Raw genomic sequence first — 19745 nt, forward strand, 5'->3', positions numbered from 1 at the left:
CTACTGACCTCCACCCTCAAGGGCCGCCCGCACCAGCTCGTCGAGTCCCATCGCGTCGAGCGCGTCGCCCGCGTCCTCGTCGGCATCGTCGTCGACAGGACTCTGCTGGTCACCGGCCAGGTGCAGCAGCGCGTCCAGCACGCCGATCTCCCGCAGCCTCGCCATGGACAGTGACGCGAACAGCGCCCGGACCCGCGCCTCCTCCTCGCTGCCGCCGTTCACGCCGTGCACGCCGTTCATGCCGGAGGCCGCGCCCGTCTCCGGCAGGAGCTGGGCGATCACGTGTTCGGCGAGGGCCTGCGGGGTCGGATAGTCGAAGATCAGCGTGGAGGGCAGCTTCAGCCCCGTCGAGGCCGTGAGCCGGTTTCGCAGCTCGATCGCGCTGAGGGAGTCGAATCCGAGGTCCCTGAACGCCTGGTCGGCGCCGATCACCTCGCGACCCGAGTGCCCGAGGACCATCGCGATCTGATCGCGCAGCACGTCGAGCAGCACGCCGAGCCGTTCGGGTCCCGCGAGGACGGCCAGCCTGTCCCGCAGGGCGGACGCCGACCGTGATGTCTCCTGCGCCGAGCCCTCCGACTCGACCAGCTCACGGTATCCCGGCAGCTCGCACAGCAGCCGGCTGGGCCGTCCCGCCGTGTAGGAGCGGACGAACCGCTCGTGCTCGATGTCGGCGACCACCGCGATCGGCTCACCGCCGGCGACGAGGCCGCTCAACGCGGCGACCGCGAGTTCGGGGTCCATCGGGCGTACGCCCATGCGCCGGGACGCCTCCTGCGCCGCGGCCACCTCCGCCATGCCGCCGCCCGCCCAGGCCCCCCACGCCACCGCCGTGGCCGCGGCCCCGCGTTCGCGGCGCCGCTCCGCCAGGCCGTCCAGTACCGCGTTGGCGGCGGCGTAGTTGCCCTGGCCGGGGGTGCCGAGCGTCCCCGCCGCGGAGGAGAACAGCACGAACACCGGCAGATCCATGTCCCGCGTCAGCTCGTCCAGCACGACCGCCGGTGCCACCTTGGCCCGGAACACCGTCTCGAACCGTTCCCTGGTCAGGCCGTCCACCACGCCGTCGTCGACCACGCCGGCGGCGTGCACCACACCGGTGAGCGGGAACTCGGCCGGGATGTCGGCCAGCACGGCGGCGAGCGCGTCCGGGTCGGCCGCGTCGCAGGCCGCGACGGTCACCCGGGCGCCCAGCTCCGACACCTCGTCGCGCAGTTCGGCGGCCCCGGGGGCCTCCATCCCTCGTCGGCTGACCAGCACCAGGTGCTCCGCGCCGTGCCGGGCCAGCCAGCGGGCCAGGTGTCCGCCGAGCGCGCCGGTGCCACCGGTGATGAGTACGGTTCCCGACGGCGTCCACTCGCCGGGCTCGCCGCTCTGGCCCGCCGGGTCCTGCACCAGCCGCCGGGCGTACGTGCCGGAGGCCCGGACGGCGATCTGGTCCTCGCCGTCCAGACCGGCCAGCACGCTCGCGAGCCGCCGCGCCGCTTCCCGGTCGAACCCCTCCGGCAGGTCGATCAGGCCGCCCCATCGCTGCGGGTGCTCCAGCGCGGCGACCCGGCCCAGACCCCAGATCGCGGCCTGCGCCGGATCGCGCAGGGCCTCGCCGGGCTCGGCCGCGACAGCGCCCCGGGTGAGGCACCACAGCGGCGCTTCGACACCGGCGTCGCCCAGCGCCTGGATCAGCGACGTCGTGAGGGCCAGGCCGTCGGGAAGCACTGTGTGCCCAAGGCTCCCGGCATTCCCCAGGTTCCCGGCGCCCGCGGACTCCCGCAACGCCAGGAACGAGACCACTCCGGCGAGCGGCCGGTCGCCGGCGAGCGAGCCCAGCCGCTCCGCCAGCGCGGCCCGATCCGAAGGCACCGCGGCGAGGTCGGCCACCTCCACGCGGACCACGTCGGCACCGAGCGCGTCGATCACCGAGCCCGTCCAGGCGTCGGTGCGCAGTTCCTCGGGCAGCACCACCAGCCACGGGCCGGCCGGACCGGTCCGCGAGCTCCGGCCGGGTGCGGCCGCGCCGTCACCGGTGAGCGGCTTCCAGGCGATCCGGTACCGCCAGGCGTCCATCGTGTACTTCCGGCGCCGCTCCCGGCGCCACGACGACAGCGCCGGCAGCACCTTGGTCAGCGCGTCGCCGTCCACGTCGAGCCGCGACGCCAGCGCCTTGGAGTCCTCCTCCTCGACGGCCGCCCAGAACTCGGCGTCCACCGGGTCCGCCGTCGAATCCGCCGTGCCGTTCCGGTCCGCCGCGCGGGCCGGGCCCGGGTGACCGGCGTCGGGCCAGAACCGCTCGTGCTGGAACGCGTACGTCGGCAGGTCCACCTGCCGGGCACCGGTGCCCGCGAGGACCGAGGTCCAGTCGGGGCTCATCCCGTGCACGTGCAGCCGGGCGAGGGCGGTGAGGACGGTCCGGTGCTCGTCTCGGTCCCTGCGCAGCAGGGAGACCAGCTCGGCCTCGGCGGTGACGGTCTCCCGTGCCATCGCGGTGAGGGTTCCGTCCGGGCCGATCTCGATGTAGCGGGTCACCCCCGCCTCGTGCGCCGCCCGGATCCCGTCGGCGAACCGCACGGCGTTTCGCACGTGTGTCACCCAGTAGTCCGGGGAGCACAGCTCGGCCGTGACGGCGCCGCCGGTGACGTTCGAGATCACCGGGATGCGCGGCTCGGAGTAGGAGACGCCTTCGGCGACCGCGCGGAAGTCCGCCAGCATCGGCTCCATCAGCGGCGAGTGGAACGCGTGCGAGACCCGCAGCCGCCTCGTCCTGTGACCGCTGTCGGCCAGTGTGCCGGCCACGTCGAGCACCGCCCGCTCCGCCCCGGCTATCACCACGGATTCCGGGCCGTTGACCGCGGCGACGGAGACCTGTCCCTCGTACCCGGACAGCGCCCGCAGCACCTCCTCCTCGCCTGCCTGGACGGCGACCATCGCGCCGCCTGCCGGAAGCGCCGCCATGAGCGCGCCCCTCGCCGCCACCAGCGCGCAGGCGTCCCCGAGGGACAGCACGCCCGCGACGTGCGCCGCGGCCAGTTCGCCGACCGAGTGTCCGATCAGCACGTCAGGGGTGAGACCCCACGACTCCAGCAGGCGGAACAGGGCCACCTCGACCGCGAACAGCGCCGGCTGTGCCCACCCGGTCCCGTCGAGCAGCTCGGCCTCGGGGGTTCCCGCCGGGGCGAAGAGGATCTCCCTCAGCGGGCGGTCCAGCCTGGCGTCCAGCTGCGCCAGCACGGCGTCGAGCGCGTCGGCGAAGACCGGGAACCTGTCGTACAGCTCGCGGCCCATCTCCGGCCGCTGGCTGCCCTGGCCGGTGAACAGGAACGCCGTCCTGCCCGGTCGCCCGAGAGCGCCGTCGAGCACGTGCGGGGCCGGGGTCGCGTCCGCCGCCGCCCGCAGACCGTCCAGCAGCTCCGTACGGCTGCCGGCCAGGACGACGAGTCGCTGCCTGAAGCTCGACCGGGTGGTGGCGAGGGAGTACGCGAGGTCGGCCAGGCCGAGGTCCGGGTGTTCGGCGAGGTGGTCGAGCAGGCGCCGCGCCTGTGCCCGCACCGCGGCCGGGGTCTTCGCCGACAGCGGGACCGGCAGGAGGTGGGGAACCGTCTCGGCCTGGTCCGCGAGATGTCCGGCGGACGTCCCGTTGAGTGCCGGGGCCGCCCCCGGCGCTTCGCCGAGGTCGGCGGAGGGTGCCCGGTGGAACCCCGATGGCTCGACGGCCTCGGACACCCCGGCGAGGTCGGCCGGAGGCGCCTCCTCGATGATCACATGGGAGTTCGTGCCGGTGGCTCCGAAGGACGAGATGCCCGCCCGGCGCGGGCGCCCGGAGTCCGGCCACGGCCGCGCCTCGGTGAGCAGTTCCACCGCGCCCGCCGACCAGTCAACGTGCGACGACGGCGCCTGCACGTGCAGCGTCCTCGGCGCGACCCCGTGCCTGATGGCCATCACCATCTTGATCAGTCCGGCGACTCCGGCCGCGGCCTGTGTGTGGCCGATGTTGGATTTGATCGACCCGAGCAGCACCGGCCGCTCGCGGTTCTGCCCGTAGGTCTCCAGCAGGGCCTGCGCCTCAATCGGGTCGCCCAGCCTGGTGCCCGTGCCGTGCGCCTCCACCACGTCCACCTCGGACGGGGTCAGCCGGGCACCGGCGAGGGCACGGTGGATCACCCTGCGCTGCGAAGGACCGCTCGGCGCGGTGAACCCGTTGGAGGCGCCGTCCTGGTTGACGGCGGAACCGCGCAGGACCGCGAGCACGCGGTGGCCGTTGCGCCTGGCGTCCGACAGCCGTTCGACGACGAGCATGCCGACGCCCTCCGCCCAGCCCGTGCCGTCGGCGGCGTCGGAGAACGCCTTGCACCGGCCGTCCGGGGAGAGCGCCCCCATCTCACCGAACTCCACGAAACCTACCGGGGTGGACATCACGGTGACGCCGCCGGCGAGAGCGAGCGAGCACTCCCCCGACCGCAGCGCCTGCGCGGCGAGGTGCAACGCCACCAGCGACGAGGAGCACGCGGTGTCCGCGGTCACCGAGGGGCCCACCAGGCCGAAGGTGTAGGAGAGCCGGCCGGAGATCACGCTGGCCGCCTGTGCCGTCTGCGCGTGGCCGTGGTGGTCGCGGGGTGGCCGGTAGTCGCCGCCGGTGGCGCCGACGTAGACGCCCACGTCGCCGCCCCGCAGGCCCGCGGGGTCGATGCCCGCCCGTTCGAACGCCTCCCAGGCGGCTTCGAGCACCAGCCGCTGCTGCGGGTCCATCACCATCGCCTCACGGGGCGAGATGCCGAAGAAGCCCGGGTCGAAGTCGGCGACGTCGTACAGGAAGCCGCCTCCGGCCGCCGTGCTGCGGCCGCGTCCTTCGGCGTCCCCGCTGGACAGCGTGGCCAGGTCCCAGCCCCGGTCGGCGGGGAACGCGCCGACCGCGTCCGCCTCCTCGGTGACCAGTCGCCACAGGTCCTCCGGCGAGCGGACGCCGCCCGGGTAGCGGCAGCTCATGCCGACGATGACGATCGGGTCGTCCGTGAGCGCGGCCGGTACGGACGCCGGGCTCCCCTCGCCGAGGCCGCCCTCGTCGGGGCTCTCCTCGCCGAGTATCAGACCCGCCAGGTGTCCCGCGAGGTCCACCGGGGTCGGGTGGTCGAAGACGAGAGTGGCCGGCAGGGTCAGTCCGGTCACGGCGTTGAGCTGGTTGCGCAGGTCGACCGCGGTGAGGGAGTCGAACCCGAAGTCACGGAAGGCCCGGTCGGCCTCGATCTCGGCGCTGTCCGCGTGCCCGAGGACCGAGGCCGCCCTGGCCACGACCAGTTCGAGGACGAGGGGCGTACGCTCGGCCGCGGGCAGCCCAAGAAGACGCTCACGGAGTTCGGCCGCCACGGTGGGCTCGCCGTCGCGGGCGCCGCCCGCCGCCTCGATCGCCTTCCTCGCCTGGGGCAGCTCGTCCAGCAGCGAGGTCGGCCGCAGCGCGAGGAAGGCCGGGGCGAACCGGTCCCACTCCACGTCGGCGACCGTCACCGCACCCTCGCCGTTCGCGACGGCCCGGCCCAGTGCGCCGAGCGCGAGTTCGGGCGCGAGGGCGGGCAGCCCGTTCGCCCGCAGGTGCAGGTCCATTCCCCTGTCCGCGGTCACGCCGCCGTCGGCCCAGGCCGACCAGGACACGGCGGTCCCCACCGCGCCCCGGGCGCGGCGCGCCTCGATCAGCGCGTCCCGCACCGCCTCCGCGGCGGCGGCGGCCCCCCGGCCGGCGACCCCCCAGACTCCGGCGAGCGAGCAGAACAGCACGAACGCGTCCAACTCCCGGCCTTCCAGCAGGGAGTCCAGGTGGAGCGCCCCCGCGACGTGGGCCGTGGCGGTCTCGGCGAGGTGTGCGGGCTCGGCCCCTTCGAGGGTGGCGGCCCCGGCCGGTTCCTCGGCGTAGACGACCGCGTCCGGCGGGAACTCCGCCAGCAGGGCGGCCACGGCCTCCCGGTCCGCGAGGTCGCAGTGCCTGATCGTCACCCGGGGATCGGCGTCGGCGGGTTCCGCCCGACCGGTGCTCTCCCGTGGTTCCCCAAGCTCCACCGGGGCGGCGGTCTCTCCCGTCTCCACCCGGTCGGCGGCCTTCAGCGGTTCCAAGGATTCCCCCCGACCCGCGGCCTCGCCGACCTCTCCGGCCTGAGCCGGGACCGAACTCCCGGCCAGTACGACCCGGTCGGCGCCCGCGTCGGCCAGCCAGCGGGCGACGCGCTCGCCGGAGACTCCCGTGTCCCCGGCGACCAGCACCGTGCCGCGAGGTCGCCAGGAGCGGTCGGCGTCCCCGGCGGGAGCCGGCACGAGCCTGCGGCCGAACACTCCCGAGGCGCGCACGGCGACCTCGCTCTCGCCGTCGGGACCGCCGGCCAGCACGCCGGCGAACCTGGCGACGGCCCGCCGGTCGAGCTGTCCCGGCAGGTCGATCATGCCGCCCCAGCGCCGGGGATGCTCCAGCGCCGCCACCCGGCCGAGGCCCCAGACCGCGGCCTGCTCAGGGCTCGGCGGGGCGTCGGACCGGCCCACCGACACCGCGCCCCGGGTGACGCACCACAGCGGCGCGTCGAGACCGGCGATGCCCAGCGCCCGCACCAGCGCGGCCGTGAACGCCAGCCCGGGCAGGCCGCCCTCGGATAGACCGTCCCCGGTTAGACCGACACCACCTGTCCCGGCGAGTGCGAGCAGGGAGATCACCCCCACCGGCGCCTGGCCGTCGGGAGCATCGAGCAGTTCGGCGAGCCGCGCGGGGTCGGCACTCGTGACGTCCACACGTGTCAGCGCGCCGGGGTCACCCAGGGCGGCGCCCACCGCGTCGAGGACCTCCGCCCAGCTCCCCTCCTCGGGCAGGCCCGCCGGTACGGCCACCAGCCACCTCCCCGAAGGGACGGCGGACGGCACGGCGTCCAGGGGCTTCCACGCCACCCGGTAGCTCCAGGAGTCCACGAGGGTGCGCTCGCGGCGCGCGCGGCGCCAGGTCGACAGCGCGGGAAGCACCGTCGACAGCGACTCCGCCTCCAGATCCAGCGTGGCCGCCACGGACGTCAGGTCCGCACGCTCGATCGCGGCCCAGAACTCGGCGTCCACCGGGTCCCCCACCGGACCTCCGCCCCGCACGGCGGCCTCCGGCCAGTACCTGCGGCGCTGGAAGGGGTAGGTGGGCAGGTCGACGCGGCGCGCGCCGCATCCGGTGAAGAGGGACCGCCAGTCCACCACAATCCCGTGGACGTGCAGCCTGGCCAGCGCGTCCACGACCGACGACTCCTCGCCGCGGTCCTTGCGCAGCAGCGGCACGACCAGGGTGCCGGTCTCGGTGTCGTCGGCCGCGAGGCAGTGCTGGGTCATCGCGGACAGCACGCCGTCCGGGCCGAGTTCGACGAACGTGCTCACGCCGGAACCGCGCAGGGTGCGCACGCAGTCGGCGAAGCGGACCGCCTGCCGGGCGTGGTCGACCCAGTAGCCGGGTGAGCAGAGCCGTTCGACGGCGACCGGCTCGCCCGTCAGGCCGGAGACGAGCGGGATGGCCGGCGGTGAGAAGCCGATCCCTCGTACGGCCCGGCGGAACTCCTCCAGCATGGGGTCCATCAGCGGCGAGTGGAACGCGTGAGCGACGGCGAGCCGGGTGGTCTTGCGGCCCTCGGCCGCGAAGTGGGCGGCGATCTCGACGACCGGCCCCTCCGCCCCGGCGATCACCACCGCGGACGGCCCGTTGACCGCGGCGATCGACACCTCGTGCTCGCGTCCGGCGAGCATCGCCACGACCTCGTCCTCGCCCGCCTGCACGGAGACCATCGCGCCCCCGGCCGGCAGCGCCTGCATCAGACGCCCTCTCGCGGCGACCAGGGTGCACGCGTCCGCCAGCGTCAGCACACCGGCGACGTGCGCCGCGGCGATCTCGCCGATCGAGTGGCCCGCCACCAGGTCCGGGCGCAGCCCCCACGACTCCGCCAGGCGGAACAGGGCCACCTCGACCGCGAACAGCGCGGGCTGCGTCCACTGGGTCCGGTCGAGCAGCTCGGCTTCGGCGGAGCCCGCCTCGGCGAACAGGATCGTCCGCAGCGGCTGGTCGAGCTCGACGTCGAACTGCGCGAGCACCACGTCCAGTGCCTGCGCGAACACAGGGAACCTGGCGTACAGCTCCCGGCCCATGCCGGGGCGCTGGGAGCCCTGCCCCGCGAACAGCATCGCCGACCTGCCCGCGACCGCGGTGGCCTCGCCACGCGCGATCTCCGACGTACCGTCCGGGGTGGCCAGCAGCACCGCGCGGTGCCGGAACATCGACCGGCTCGCCAGCGAGTAGCCGACGTCCACCGGGTCGAGGCCGGAGTCGGCGGCCGGTAGCCGATCGAGCTGGGCTCGCAGCGCCTGCCTGGTCCGGCCGGAGACGACCCACGGCACGACCGCGGGGACCCTCGGCCCGCCGAGCGGCTCGGGCAGCCGCCCTTCGCCCCGCCCACCGAGGGACCGCTCGTCGAGAGGCCGCTCGTCGAGGAGCCCTTCGTCGGCAGACCGCTCATCGAGGGACCTCTCGCCGGAGGTCCGCCCGTCGAGAGACGGCTCGCCGAAAGAGCGCTCGTCGGAGAACCGCTCGTCCGGGGGCGCCTGCTCCAGGATGACGTGGGCGTTGGTGCCGCTGATCCCGAAGGCGGAGACACCGGCCCGCAGCGGCCGGTCCTGCCGCGTCCACGGTCTGGCCTCGGTGAGCAGCTCCACCGCCCCGGACGACCAGTCCACGTGCGACGCCGGCGTCTCGACGTGCAACGTCCTGGGCAGCAGGCCGTGCCGCATCGCGAGCACCATCTTGATCACGCCGGCGACGCCCGCCGCCGCCTGCGTGTGGCCGAGGTTGGACTTGATCGACCCCAGCAGCAGCGGGTGGTCCCGCTCCTGACCGTACGTCGCCAGCAGGGCCTGCGCCTCGATCGGGTCGCCCAGCGCCGTACCGGTACCGTGCGCCTCGGCCGCGTCGACCTCGGCCGGGGACAGCCCCGCCACGGCGAGGGCCTGCCGGATCACCCGCTGCTGCGAGGGGCCGTTCGGCGCGGTCAGCCCGTTGGAGGCGCCGTCCTGGTTCACCGCGGAACCGCGGACGACGGCGAGGACCGGATGCCCCTCGCGCCGCGCGTCCGACAGACGTTCCAGTACGAGCACGCCGACGCCTTCCGACCAGCCGGTGCCGTCGGCCGAGTCGGAGAACGCCTTGCACCGCCCGTCAGGGGCGAGGCCGCCCTGGACGCTGAACTCGACGAACGAGTCCGGGCTCGACATCACCGAGACGCCGCCCACCAGCGCCAGCGAGCACTCCCCGCCGCGCAGGGCCTGCGCGGCCCAGTGGAGGGCGACCAGGGAGGACGAGCACGCGGTGTCGACGGTGACGGCCGGTCCTTCCAGCCCCAGCGTGTAGGAGAGCCGTCCCGACATGACGCTCGCCGTGGTGCCGGTGGCCACATGCCCCTGCACGTCCGCGTCGGAGCCCTTGAGCAGGCCGACGTAGTCCTGGCCGTTGGTGCCCACGAAGACTCCGCCGTCGCGGCCCCGCAGGTCGAGGGGGTCGATGCCCGCCCGCTCCAGCGCCTCCCAGGACGCCTCCAGGACCAGGCGCTGCTGCGGGTCCATCGCGAGCGCCTCACGGGGCGAGATGCCGAAGAACTCGGCGTCGAACTCGGTCGCGTCCCGCAGGAAGCCGCCGACGTTCGTGGACGACAGCCCTGCCGCGAGCGCCTCCAGGTCCCATCCCCGGTCGTCGGGGAACGGGGAGAGGCCCTCTCTCCCGTCCACCAGCAGCCGCCACAGCTCCTCGGGGGAGCTCACCCCGCCGGGGAACCGGCAGCTCATACCGACGATCACGATGGGATCGCCCTCGTCGGCGCGGGCGACCACGGCCGGCGTGCGGGCGGCCGTACCCTCCTGCGACATCGAGCCGAGCAGCTCGGTCAGCAGGAAGTCCGCCAGCGCGCTCGGGGCGGGATAGTCGAACACCAGCGTCGCCGGCAGGGTGAGCCCCGTCGTCGCCGCCAGCACGTTGCGCAGCTCGACGGTGGTGAGCGAGTCGAAGCCCAGCTCTCTGAAGGGGCGGTCCGGTGCGATGCCGTCGGCGTCGGCGTGGCCGAGCACGGCGGCCACGCAGCCGCGCAGCAGGTCCAGGACGGCTCGGCCCCGCTCGGCGGCGGGCAGCCCGGCCAGCCGCCGCCGGAACGCCGGCTCGGTCGTGGCGGTCCCGTCCCCTCCGGCGCCGATCGCCCCCGCGTCCGCCACCGCGGCGGCCGCGGCGACCTCGGGCAGGTCGCTCACCAGCGGGTTGTGCCGGATCGCGGCGAAGGCGCCGACGAATCGGGACCAGTCGACGTCGGCGACGGTCAGCGTCGTGTCGTCCTGCTCGATCGCCTGCCGCAGTGCGTGGATCGCCAGGTCGGGGGACATCATCTCCAGGCCGGCCCTGCGCATCCGGTTCTCCACGCCGGCGGCGTCCGCCGCCATGCCGGCCCCGGCCCACGGTCCCCAGGCGATCGACGTCGCCGCGAGACCCCGTCCGCGCCGATGCTCGGCCAGTGCGTCGAGCACGGCGTTCGCGGCCGCGTAGTTGGCCTGCCCCGGCGAGCCGAAGGTGGCGGAGGTGGAGGAGAACAGCACGAACGCCGGCAGGTCCAGGTGCTCGGTCAGCTCGTGCAGGGTGAGCGCGGCGGCCGTCTTCGACCTCAGCACCGACGAGAGGCGTTCGGGCGTCAGTCCGTCGAGTACCCCGTCGTCGACCACGCCCGCCGCGTGGAAGACCGCGCTCAGCGGCCGGTCCTCCGGGATTCCGGCCAGTACGGCGGCCAGCGCGTCGCGGTCGGCGACGTCGCAGGCCACGAGGTCGACCTCGGCGCCGAGGCCGGTCAGCTCGTCCCGCAGTTCGGCCGCGCCCGGGGCGTCCGGCCCGCGTCGGCCGACCAGCAGGACGTGCGCGGCACCCGCGCGGACCGCCCAGCGGGCGACGCGTGCCCCGAGCGCGCCGGTGCCTCCGGTGACGAGTACGGTGCCCGGACCGATCGGGGCCGTGCCCGGCGGGGTGAGCTCCCGCGCGACGGGATTCTCGCCGATCGGGGCGTGCACCAGGCGGCGGCCGTAGACCCCCGGGGCGCGTACGGCGAGCTGGTCCTCGCCCTCGAGGCCGGAGCCCCGGATGCCGGACAGCACGCCGGCCAGGCGGGAGATCGTGCCCGGGTCGAGACTCTCCGGCAGGTCGACCAGGCCGCCCCACAGATGCGGCTGCTCCAGCGCCACGGACCTGCCGAGACCCCACACGGCGGCCTGCAGCGGCCGGGACACCCGTTCCGAGCGTCCCACCGACACCGCGCCCCGGGTCACACACCACAGGGGTGCCTCGGCCCTCGCGTCGCCGAGGGCCTGCGCCAGGGTGACCGTGAGCGCCAGACCCGCGGGAACCCCGGGATGGCCGGTGAGGTCGCGCTCGTCCAGGGCGAGCAGGGACACGATCCCGACCGGCCGGGGTCCTGCGGAGCACAGCTCCCGTACCCGTACGGCCAGCGCAGCCCGGTCGTCCTCCCCGACCTCGATCCGGTCGGCCTCCGCGCCCAGCGCGCCCGCCAGCGAGGTCACCCACTCCTCGTCCGCGTACCCCCGGGGGATCACCACGAGCAACCGGGCTCCCGCGTCCGGGGAGGGCGAGGCGGGCGGTGACCAGGGCAGCGGCTTCCAGACGGACCGGTACCGCCAGCCGTCCACGGCCGAGTGCTCCCACCGGTGGCGGCGCCACGAGGACAGCGCGGGCAGCAGCGTCTCCAGCGTGCCGCCGTCGACCCCCAGCCCTTCCGCCAGCGTCGCCACGTCACCGCGTTCCACCGCGTCCCAGAAGTAGGTGTCCTCCGCGCCCGAGGACGCCGGTACGGCCGCGGCCCGCGCCTCCGGCCAGAACCGGCGGCGCTGGAAGGTGTAGGTCGGCAGGTCGACCGTCTCGGCGCCGGTACCGGCGAAGAACTCCCGCCAGTCCACGGTGACGCCCAGGGTGTGCAGGCGGGCCATCGCGGCCGTGAGGGGCTGCTCCTCGCCCCGGTCCCCGCGCGCCGTGGGGATCGTCCGGACGTCCGCGCGGTCGGCGAGGCAGTCGGCGGCGATCGCGGTGAGCACCGCGTCGGGGCCGAGTTCGAGGAAGGTGACGACGCCCTGCTCCGCGAGCCGGCGCACGCCGTCGCCGAAGCGGACCGGCCTGCGGACGTGCTCCACCCAGTAGTCGGGCGAGCAGAGCTGCTCCGCGGTCGCCGGCTCGCCGGTCACGTTCGACATGACCGGGATCCGCGGAGGCGCGTACGACAGGCCGCGAGCGACCCGGCCGAAGTCGTCGAGCATCGCCTCCATCCGAGGGGAGTGGAAGGCGTGGGAGACCTGGAGCCGCCTGGTCCTGCGTCCTCCGGCGGCGAGCCGCGCCGCGATCTGCTGGACGGCGTCCTCCTCGCCGGCGACGACGAGCGAGGTCGGGCCGTTGACCGCCGCGATCGACACCTCGTGCTCGCGGCCGGCCAGCAGCGGGAGCACCTCCTCCTCGCGGGCCTCCAGGGCGACCATCGCCCCGCCCGTGGGCAGCGCCTGCATCAGGCGGGCGCGGGCCGCCACCAGGGTGCACGCGTCCGGCAGCGAGAGCACGCCGGCGACGTGCGCCGCGGCGATCTCCCCGACCGAGTGGCCGGTGAGGTGGTCGGGCCGCACCCCCCACGATTCGAGCAGCCGGAACAGGGCCACCTCGAAGGCGAACAGCGCCGGCTGGGTGTAGCCGGTCTCGTGCAGCAGGGCGGCCTGTGCCGTACCGGCCGGGGCGAACAGCACCTCGCGCAGCGGGCGGTCCAGGTCCGCGTCCAGGTGGGAGAGCACCTCGTCGAGCGCGTCCGCGAACACGGGGAAGCGACCGTACAGCTCGCGGCCCATCTCCGCGCGCTGGCCGCCCTGGCCGGTGAACATGAAGGCGAGGGAGCCGTGGACCGCGCCGCCGTGGATGACGGTCCCCGCGACGCCCCCCGCGACGACGGCGCCGTCCTGCGGCTCCTCCGCCAGCGCCCGCAACCCGTCGACGATCTCCTCGCGGTCCCGTCCGACGAGCGCCGCGCGCCGGTCGAGGTGGGAGCGCGAGGTCGCCAGGGAGAGGGCGACGTCGGCGGGGTGGAGGTCCGGCGACTCCTGGAGCAGCGACAGCAGCCGTCCCGCCTGGTGGCGCAGGGCCTGGTCGTTCTTGCCCGACACCAGCACGGGGACGACGACGGGCGCGGCCTGCCCGGCCCGCGCGGCGACCGGCGGCGCCTCCTCCAGCACCGCGTGGGCGTTGGTGCCGCTGAGTCCGAACGACGACACCGCGGCCCGGCGCGGACGCCCCGCCCGCACCCACTCCCTCGGCTCGGTGAGCAGCTCGATCGCGCCGCTCGACCAGTCCACGTGCGAGGACGGGGCATCCACGTGCAGCGTCCTGGGCAGCAGGCCGTGCCGCATCGCCATGACCATCTTGATCACGCCCGCGACACCGGAGGCCATCTGGGTGTGCCCGATGTTGGACTTGACCGATCCCAGCAGGAGCGGGCGGTCGCGGTCCTGGCCGTAGGTCGCGAGCAGCGCCTGCGCCTCGATCGGGTCGCCCAGCGCCGTACCGGTCCCGTGGCCCTCCACCGCGTCGACGTCCGCCGCCGAGATCCCCGCGTTGGCCAGCGCCTGCCTGATCACCCGCTGCTGCGAGGGGCCGTTCGGCGCGGTCAGCCCGTTGGACGCGCCGTCCTGGTTGATCGCCGACCCTCGGACGACCGCGAGGATCGGGTGCCCGTTGCGCTCGGCGTCGGACAGCCGCTCCACCAGCAGCAGGCCGACCCCCTCGGCCAGGCTCATCCCGTCCGCCGAGTCGGAGTACGCCTTGCACCGGCCGTCGGGGGCCATCGCCCGCTGCCTGCTGAACCCGATGAAGGCGTCGGGGGTGGACATCACGGTCACCCCACCGGCGAGCGCGAGCGAGCTCTCACCGTCGCGCAGCGACTGGCAGGCCATGTGCAGCGCCACCAGCGACGACGAGCACGCGGTGTCCAGCGTGACAGCCGGGCCCTCAAGACCGAACAGGTACGACACCCGGCCGGACAGCACGCTGGAGATGGTGCCGGTGATCAGATGGCCTTCCAGGCCCTCTCTGCCGCCGGCCATCGCCAGGGCGTAGTCCTGGTAGCTGGCCCCGACGAAGGTGCCGGTCAGGCTGCCGCGCAGCGACGAGGGGGCGATCCCGGCCCGTTCGACGGCCTCCCAGGCCGTCTCCAGCAGCAGCCGCTGCTGCGGGTCCATCGCGAGTGCCTCGCGCGGCGAGATCCCGAAGAAGTCGGCGTCGAACTCCGCCGCGTCGTGCAGGAAGCCGCCCCAGGTGGAGTACGTCTTTCCCGGCCGGCCCGGATCGGGGTCGTAGAGCCCGTCCGCGTCCCAGCCGCGGTCGCCGGGGAACCCGGAGATCGCGTCGACCCCGTCGAGGACGACCTGCCACAGCCGCTCGGGGGAGCGAACCCCGCCCGGGTAGCGGCAGGCCATCCCGATGATCGCGATCGGCTCGTCCGAGGCGGCCCGCGCGGGACCTGCCACGGCGACGGGAACGGCCCGCACCCCGGCGATCTCGGCGCGCAGGTATCCCGCGAGCGCCTCCAGGTTCGGGTGGTCGAACACCAGCGTGCTGGGCAGCGCGAGGCCCGTCGCAGCGGCGAGCCGGTTGCGCAGGTCGACCGCGGTGACCGAGTCGAAGCCCATGTCGCGGAACGCCTGCCGCTCGGCGACGGCGTCGGCCGAGGAGTGGCCCAGTACGGTCGCCGCCTGGCCGCGCACCAGCTCCAGCAGCAGCCGGTCCCGCTCGGACGCGGGCAGCCCGCGCAGCCGGGTGACGAACTCCCCGTCGCCCGCGGCGATCGCCGGACGCTCCGCGGCCTCGGTCAGCCGCCGTACGGCGGGCACCTCGCCGAACAGCCGGCTCGGCCGTGCGGAGGTGTAGACGGGGAAGTACCGCTCCCAGTCCACGTCGGCGATCGCGAGCACGGTCTCCTCGCCGTCCAGCGCCTGCCTGAACCCCTCGAGTGCCAGGTCCGGCTCCATGAACACGAGCCCGCTGCGCAGGATCTGCTCGGGATCGACCCGGCCGAGTTCGCGGTCGTCCGACCAGATGCCCCAGGAGATCGACGTGGCCGGCAGCCCTCTGGCGCGCCGGTTCTCCGCCAGCGCGCCGAGGTAGGCGTTGCCCGCCACGTACGCCGCGTGCCGCCCGCTGCCCCACATCCCCGCCGTCGAGGAGAACAGGACGAACGCCTCGACCTCGTCGGCGTCCAGCAACTCGTCCAGGTGCCGGGCGCCGAGGACCTTGGCCCGCACCACCTCGGCGAACGCCTCGACGGTGGTGTCGTTCAGTGTGTGCAGCTCGATGGAGGCGGCGGCGTGCACCACCGTACGGACGACGTGGCCCTCCGCGCGCAGCCGCGCGAGCAGGCCGGCGACGGAGTCACGGTCGGACACGTCGCACGCCGTCATCGTCGCGGTCGTGCCGAGTGCGGCCAGCTCCGCCAGCAGTTCGGCCGCGCCGGGAGCGTCCATGCCGCGACGGCTGGTCAGCACCAGGTGTTCGGCCCCCTCGGCCGCGAGCCTGCGGGCCAGGTGGGGGGCGAGCGTTCCCGTGCCGCCGGTCACCAGGGTGGTCCCGCGTGGCGTCCACCCGCGCGCCGGTTTCCGGTCGGCCGCCGGTGCCGGCACCACCCGTCTGGCGAACACGCCCGAGGTCCTGATCGCGAGCTGGTCCTCGCCGCCACCGCCCGCGAGGACGCTCGCCAGGCGCCGCGCCGCGCGCTGGTCGAGCGTCCCCGGCAGGTCGACCATCCCGCCCCAGCGTCGCGGGTGCTCCAGCGCGGCCGTCCAGCCCACGCCGTGGACCTGCGCCTGGAGGGGGTTGGTCACCTGGTCCGACCGGCCGGTGGAGACCGCGCCCGTGGTGAGGCACCACAGGGGCGCGTCGATCTCCGCGTCGCCCAGGGCCTGCACGAGCGCGACGGTGAGTGCCAGGCCGACGGCCAGCTCCGGGTAGCGGTCGGCGGGCCGCTCGGCGAGGGCGAGCAGGGACACGACGCCGGCGATGTGTTCTCCCTCGCCTGGCGAGGCGTCCGGCCCGGCGTCCGGTCCCCCGGCATCGCCGGGCGTCCCGGACGGCGGGCCGGTCAGCACGCGTGCCAGCAGGGCGCGGTCGGTGCACGACTCGTCGAGCGCGACCCTGCGGACCCGCGCGCCGTGCGCGGTGAGCGCGTCGGCGACGTCGTCACCCTCCAGGCCCTCCGGGGTGACGAGCAGCCACGTGCCCGACAGGGAGGCGGAGGCGGGGCCGGTGACCGGCCGCCAGGCGACGCGGTAGCGCCAGGAGTCCACGGTGGACCGGGCCCGCTGCCGGCGACGCCAGGACGACAGCGCGGGCACCACCTCGGCGAGTGCCCCGGCGCCCACGTCCAGTCCGGAAGCGAGCGAGTCGAGGTCCTCCCGCTCCACCGCCGCCCAGAACCGCTCGTCCGCCGGGTCCGCCGCACCGGCCGCCGGCGCCTCGGCGCGCTGTATCCAGAACCGTTCCCGCTGGAACGCGTACGTCGGTAGTTCCACCCGGCGGGCGCCCGTGCCGTCGAAGACCGTTCGCCAGTCGACCGGCACGCCGCGTACGAACACCTCCGCCAGGGAGGTGAGGAAGCGTTCCGTGCCGCCCTGGTCGCGGCGCAGGGTCCCGGTGACCGTGACCGCCCCCGGAGTCCCGCCCGCCTCCTCGGCCGTCTCCTGGATCGCGCCCGTCAGCACCGGGTGCGGGCTGACCTCGATGAACGCCCGGTGTCCCTCGGCCAGCAGGGACCGCACCGCGGGTTCGAACCGGACGGCTCGGCGCAGGTTGCGGTACCAGTAGCCGGCGTCCAGCTCCGTGCCGTCCAGCCACTCCCCGGTCACCGTGGACAGGAAGGGAACCTCGGCCCGCTCCGGCCGGATCTCCGACAGGGCTCGCGGCAGCTCCTCCTGGAGCCGCTCGACGTGGGCCGAGTGCGAGGCGTAGTCGACCGCGACTCGCCTGGCGCGCACCCCCTCCTCGGTCAACCGCTCCGACAGCTCGTCGAGCGCGCCGGGATCGCCGCACACCACGACCGAACGCGGCCCGTTGACCGCCGCGACCGAGATCCGCTCGGCCCAGGGACGCAGCCTCTCCTCGACGTCGGGCAGCGGAAGCGAGACCGACATCATCCCTCCGGCGCCGGCCAGTCGCCGCGCGATGGCCTGGCTGCGCACCGCCACCACCCTCGCGGCGTCGTCCAGGGAGAGCGCGCCCGCCACGCAGGCGGCGGCGATCTCCCCCTGGGAGTGCCCGATCACCGCGTCGGGCTCCACTCCGTGAGCGCGCCACATCGCCGCGAGCGAGACCATCACCGCGAACGACACCGGCTGCACGACGTCCACCCGGTCCAGCGACGGCGCCCCCTCCGTCTGGCGCAGCACGTCGATCAGCGACCAGTCGACGTACCGGCTCAGGGCGAGGGCGCACTCGGCGACGCGTTCGGCGAACACCGGGGACTGCTCAAGCAGCCGGGCGCCCATACCGGCCCACTGCGCGCCCTGGCCGGGGAAGACGAAGACCGTCTTGCCCTCGGCGTCCGCCACGCCCTGGATCACACCCGGCGCGGGCTCGCCCGCGGCCACCGCGCTCATCGCGGCGGAGAGCGACTCGCGGTCACCGCCCACCACGACCGCGCGGTGCTCGAACGCCGACCTCGACGTCACCAGCGAGAAGCCCACCGCGGCCGGATCGAGCTCACCGCGGCCGGCCCCCTGGTCGACACCGTGATCGGCGACATGATCGGCGACGTGGTCGGCGAGCCGTCGCGCCTGCGCGCGCAGCGCCTCCGCCGTCCTGCCCGACACCACCCACGGCACCGCGCCGAGAGCAGGAACGGATTCCGCGGCCGCGGAATCCGCACGGTCGTCGGGACCGGCGAGCGCGACCTCGCCGACCGGCTCCTCCGCGTCCGGCGCCTGTTCGAGGATCGTGTGGGCGTTCGTGCCGCTGATCCCGAAGGAGGACACGGCGGCCCGGCGCGGCCTTCCGGTCTCCGGCCACGGGGTGGCCTCGGTCAGCGGCTCGACCGCGCCCGCCGTCCAGTCCACGTGGGACGACGGCGTGCCCACGTGCAACGTCCTGGGCAGCGTCCCGTGCCGCATCGCCATGACCATCTTGATCACGCTGGCCACGCCCGCCGCGGACTGGGTGTGGCCGATGTTCGACTTGACCGACCCGAGCAGCAACGGCCGCTCCCTGTCCTGCCCGTACGTGGCGAGGAGTGCCTGGGCCTCGATGGGGTCGCCCAGGCCGGTCCCCGTGCCGTGCGCGTCGATCGCGTCGACCTCGGCCGCCGACAGCCGCGCGCCCGCGAGCGCCCTGCGGATCACCCGCTGCTGTGAGGGACCGTTCGGCGCGGTCAGCCCGTTGGACGCGCCGTCCTGGTTGATCGCGGAACCGCGCACCACCGCGAGGACCGGGTGGCCGTTGCGCCGCGCGTCCGACAGCCGCTCCACCAGCAGCAGGCCGACCCCCTCGGCCAGGCTCATCCCGTCGGCCGCGTCGGAGAACGCCTTGCACCGGCCGTCGGCGGCGAGCGCCCGCTGGCGGCTGAACGCCACGAAGGCCGCCGGGGTGGTCATCACCGTCACGCCGCCCGCCAGGGCGAGCGAGCTCTCGCCCTCGCGCAGCGACTGGCAGGCCAGATGCAGCGCCACCAGCGACGACGAGCACGCCGTGTCGACCGTGACCGCGGGACCTTCCAGGCCCAGTACGTACGACAGCCGGCCCGACAGCACGCTCGGGATGGTGCCGGTGACCTGGTGCCCCTCGGCGTCGGCGGAGTCCGAGCCGTACTCCTGGTAGCTGGAGCCGATGAACGTGCCGGTGGAGTGGCCGCGCAGCGTGACGGGATCGATGCCGGCCCGCTCGATGGCCTCCCACGCGGTCTCCAGCAGCAGCCGCTGCTGCGGGTCCATGGTCAGCGCCTCGCGCGGTGAGATACCGAAGAACCCGGGGTCGAAGTCGCCGGCGTCGTGCAGGAACCCCCCTTCGACCGAGTAGGTCGTACCGGAGTGATCGGGGTCGGGGTCGTAGAGCCCTTCCGCGTCCCAGCCCCGGCCCGCGGGGAACCCGGAGATCGCGTCGCCCCCCTCGGTCACCAGTTCCCACAGCTGTTCCGGAGAGGCGACGCCGCCGGGGAAGCGGCAGGCCATCCCGATGATCGCGATCGGCTCGTCGGCACGGACGGCGATGGAGCCTCCGGCTGCGTTCTCGCCGTTCTCGCCGTCCTCCGCGCCCGCGACCCGCGACCGCAGGAACTCCACCAGCGCGGCCGGATTCGGGTGATCGAACACCAGGGTGCTCGGCAACGCCAGACCGGTCACCGCGACGAGCCGCTTTCTCAGCTCCACCGCGGTGAGCGAGTCGAAGCCCAGCTCTCGGAAGGCGCGCCGCTCGGAGACCGTCTCGGCCGAGGCGTGTCCCAGCACGGCCGCCACCTCGGCGCGTACCAGGTTCAGCAGCTCACGCCGACGCTCCTTGTCGGTCAGGCCACGTAGCCGCGCGACGAATTCCGGGTCGCCGGAGGCCCCCGGCCCGTCCTCGCTCTCGCGCTGCGTCCTCACCTCCGCGAGCTCGCCGAACAGGTTGCTGGGCCGGGTCGAGGTGAAGATCGGATAGAACCGGTCCCAGTCGACGTCGGCGA

Annotated in this window: 1 protein-coding gene (running past one end of the window); it reads right to left on the bottom strand. The window is 74.8% G+C overall.

Going from position 1 to position 19745, the window contains the following annotated elements:
• Positions 1 to 19745: the 3' portion of a type I polyketide synthase gene (locus tag ACFY3D_RS00025; protein ID WP_389972837.1), read on the bottom strand. The gene runs 9982 nt beyond the window's last position; 19745 of the gene's 29727 nt are visible here — the last part of the coding sequence; the start codon falls outside the window, past its right edge; its stop codon occupies positions 1 to 3.

The organism is Streptosporangium sp. NPDC000509, assembly GCF_042898365.1.
Lineage (GTDB): Bacteria > Actinomycetota > Actinomycetes > Streptosporangiales > Streptosporangiaceae > Streptosporangium.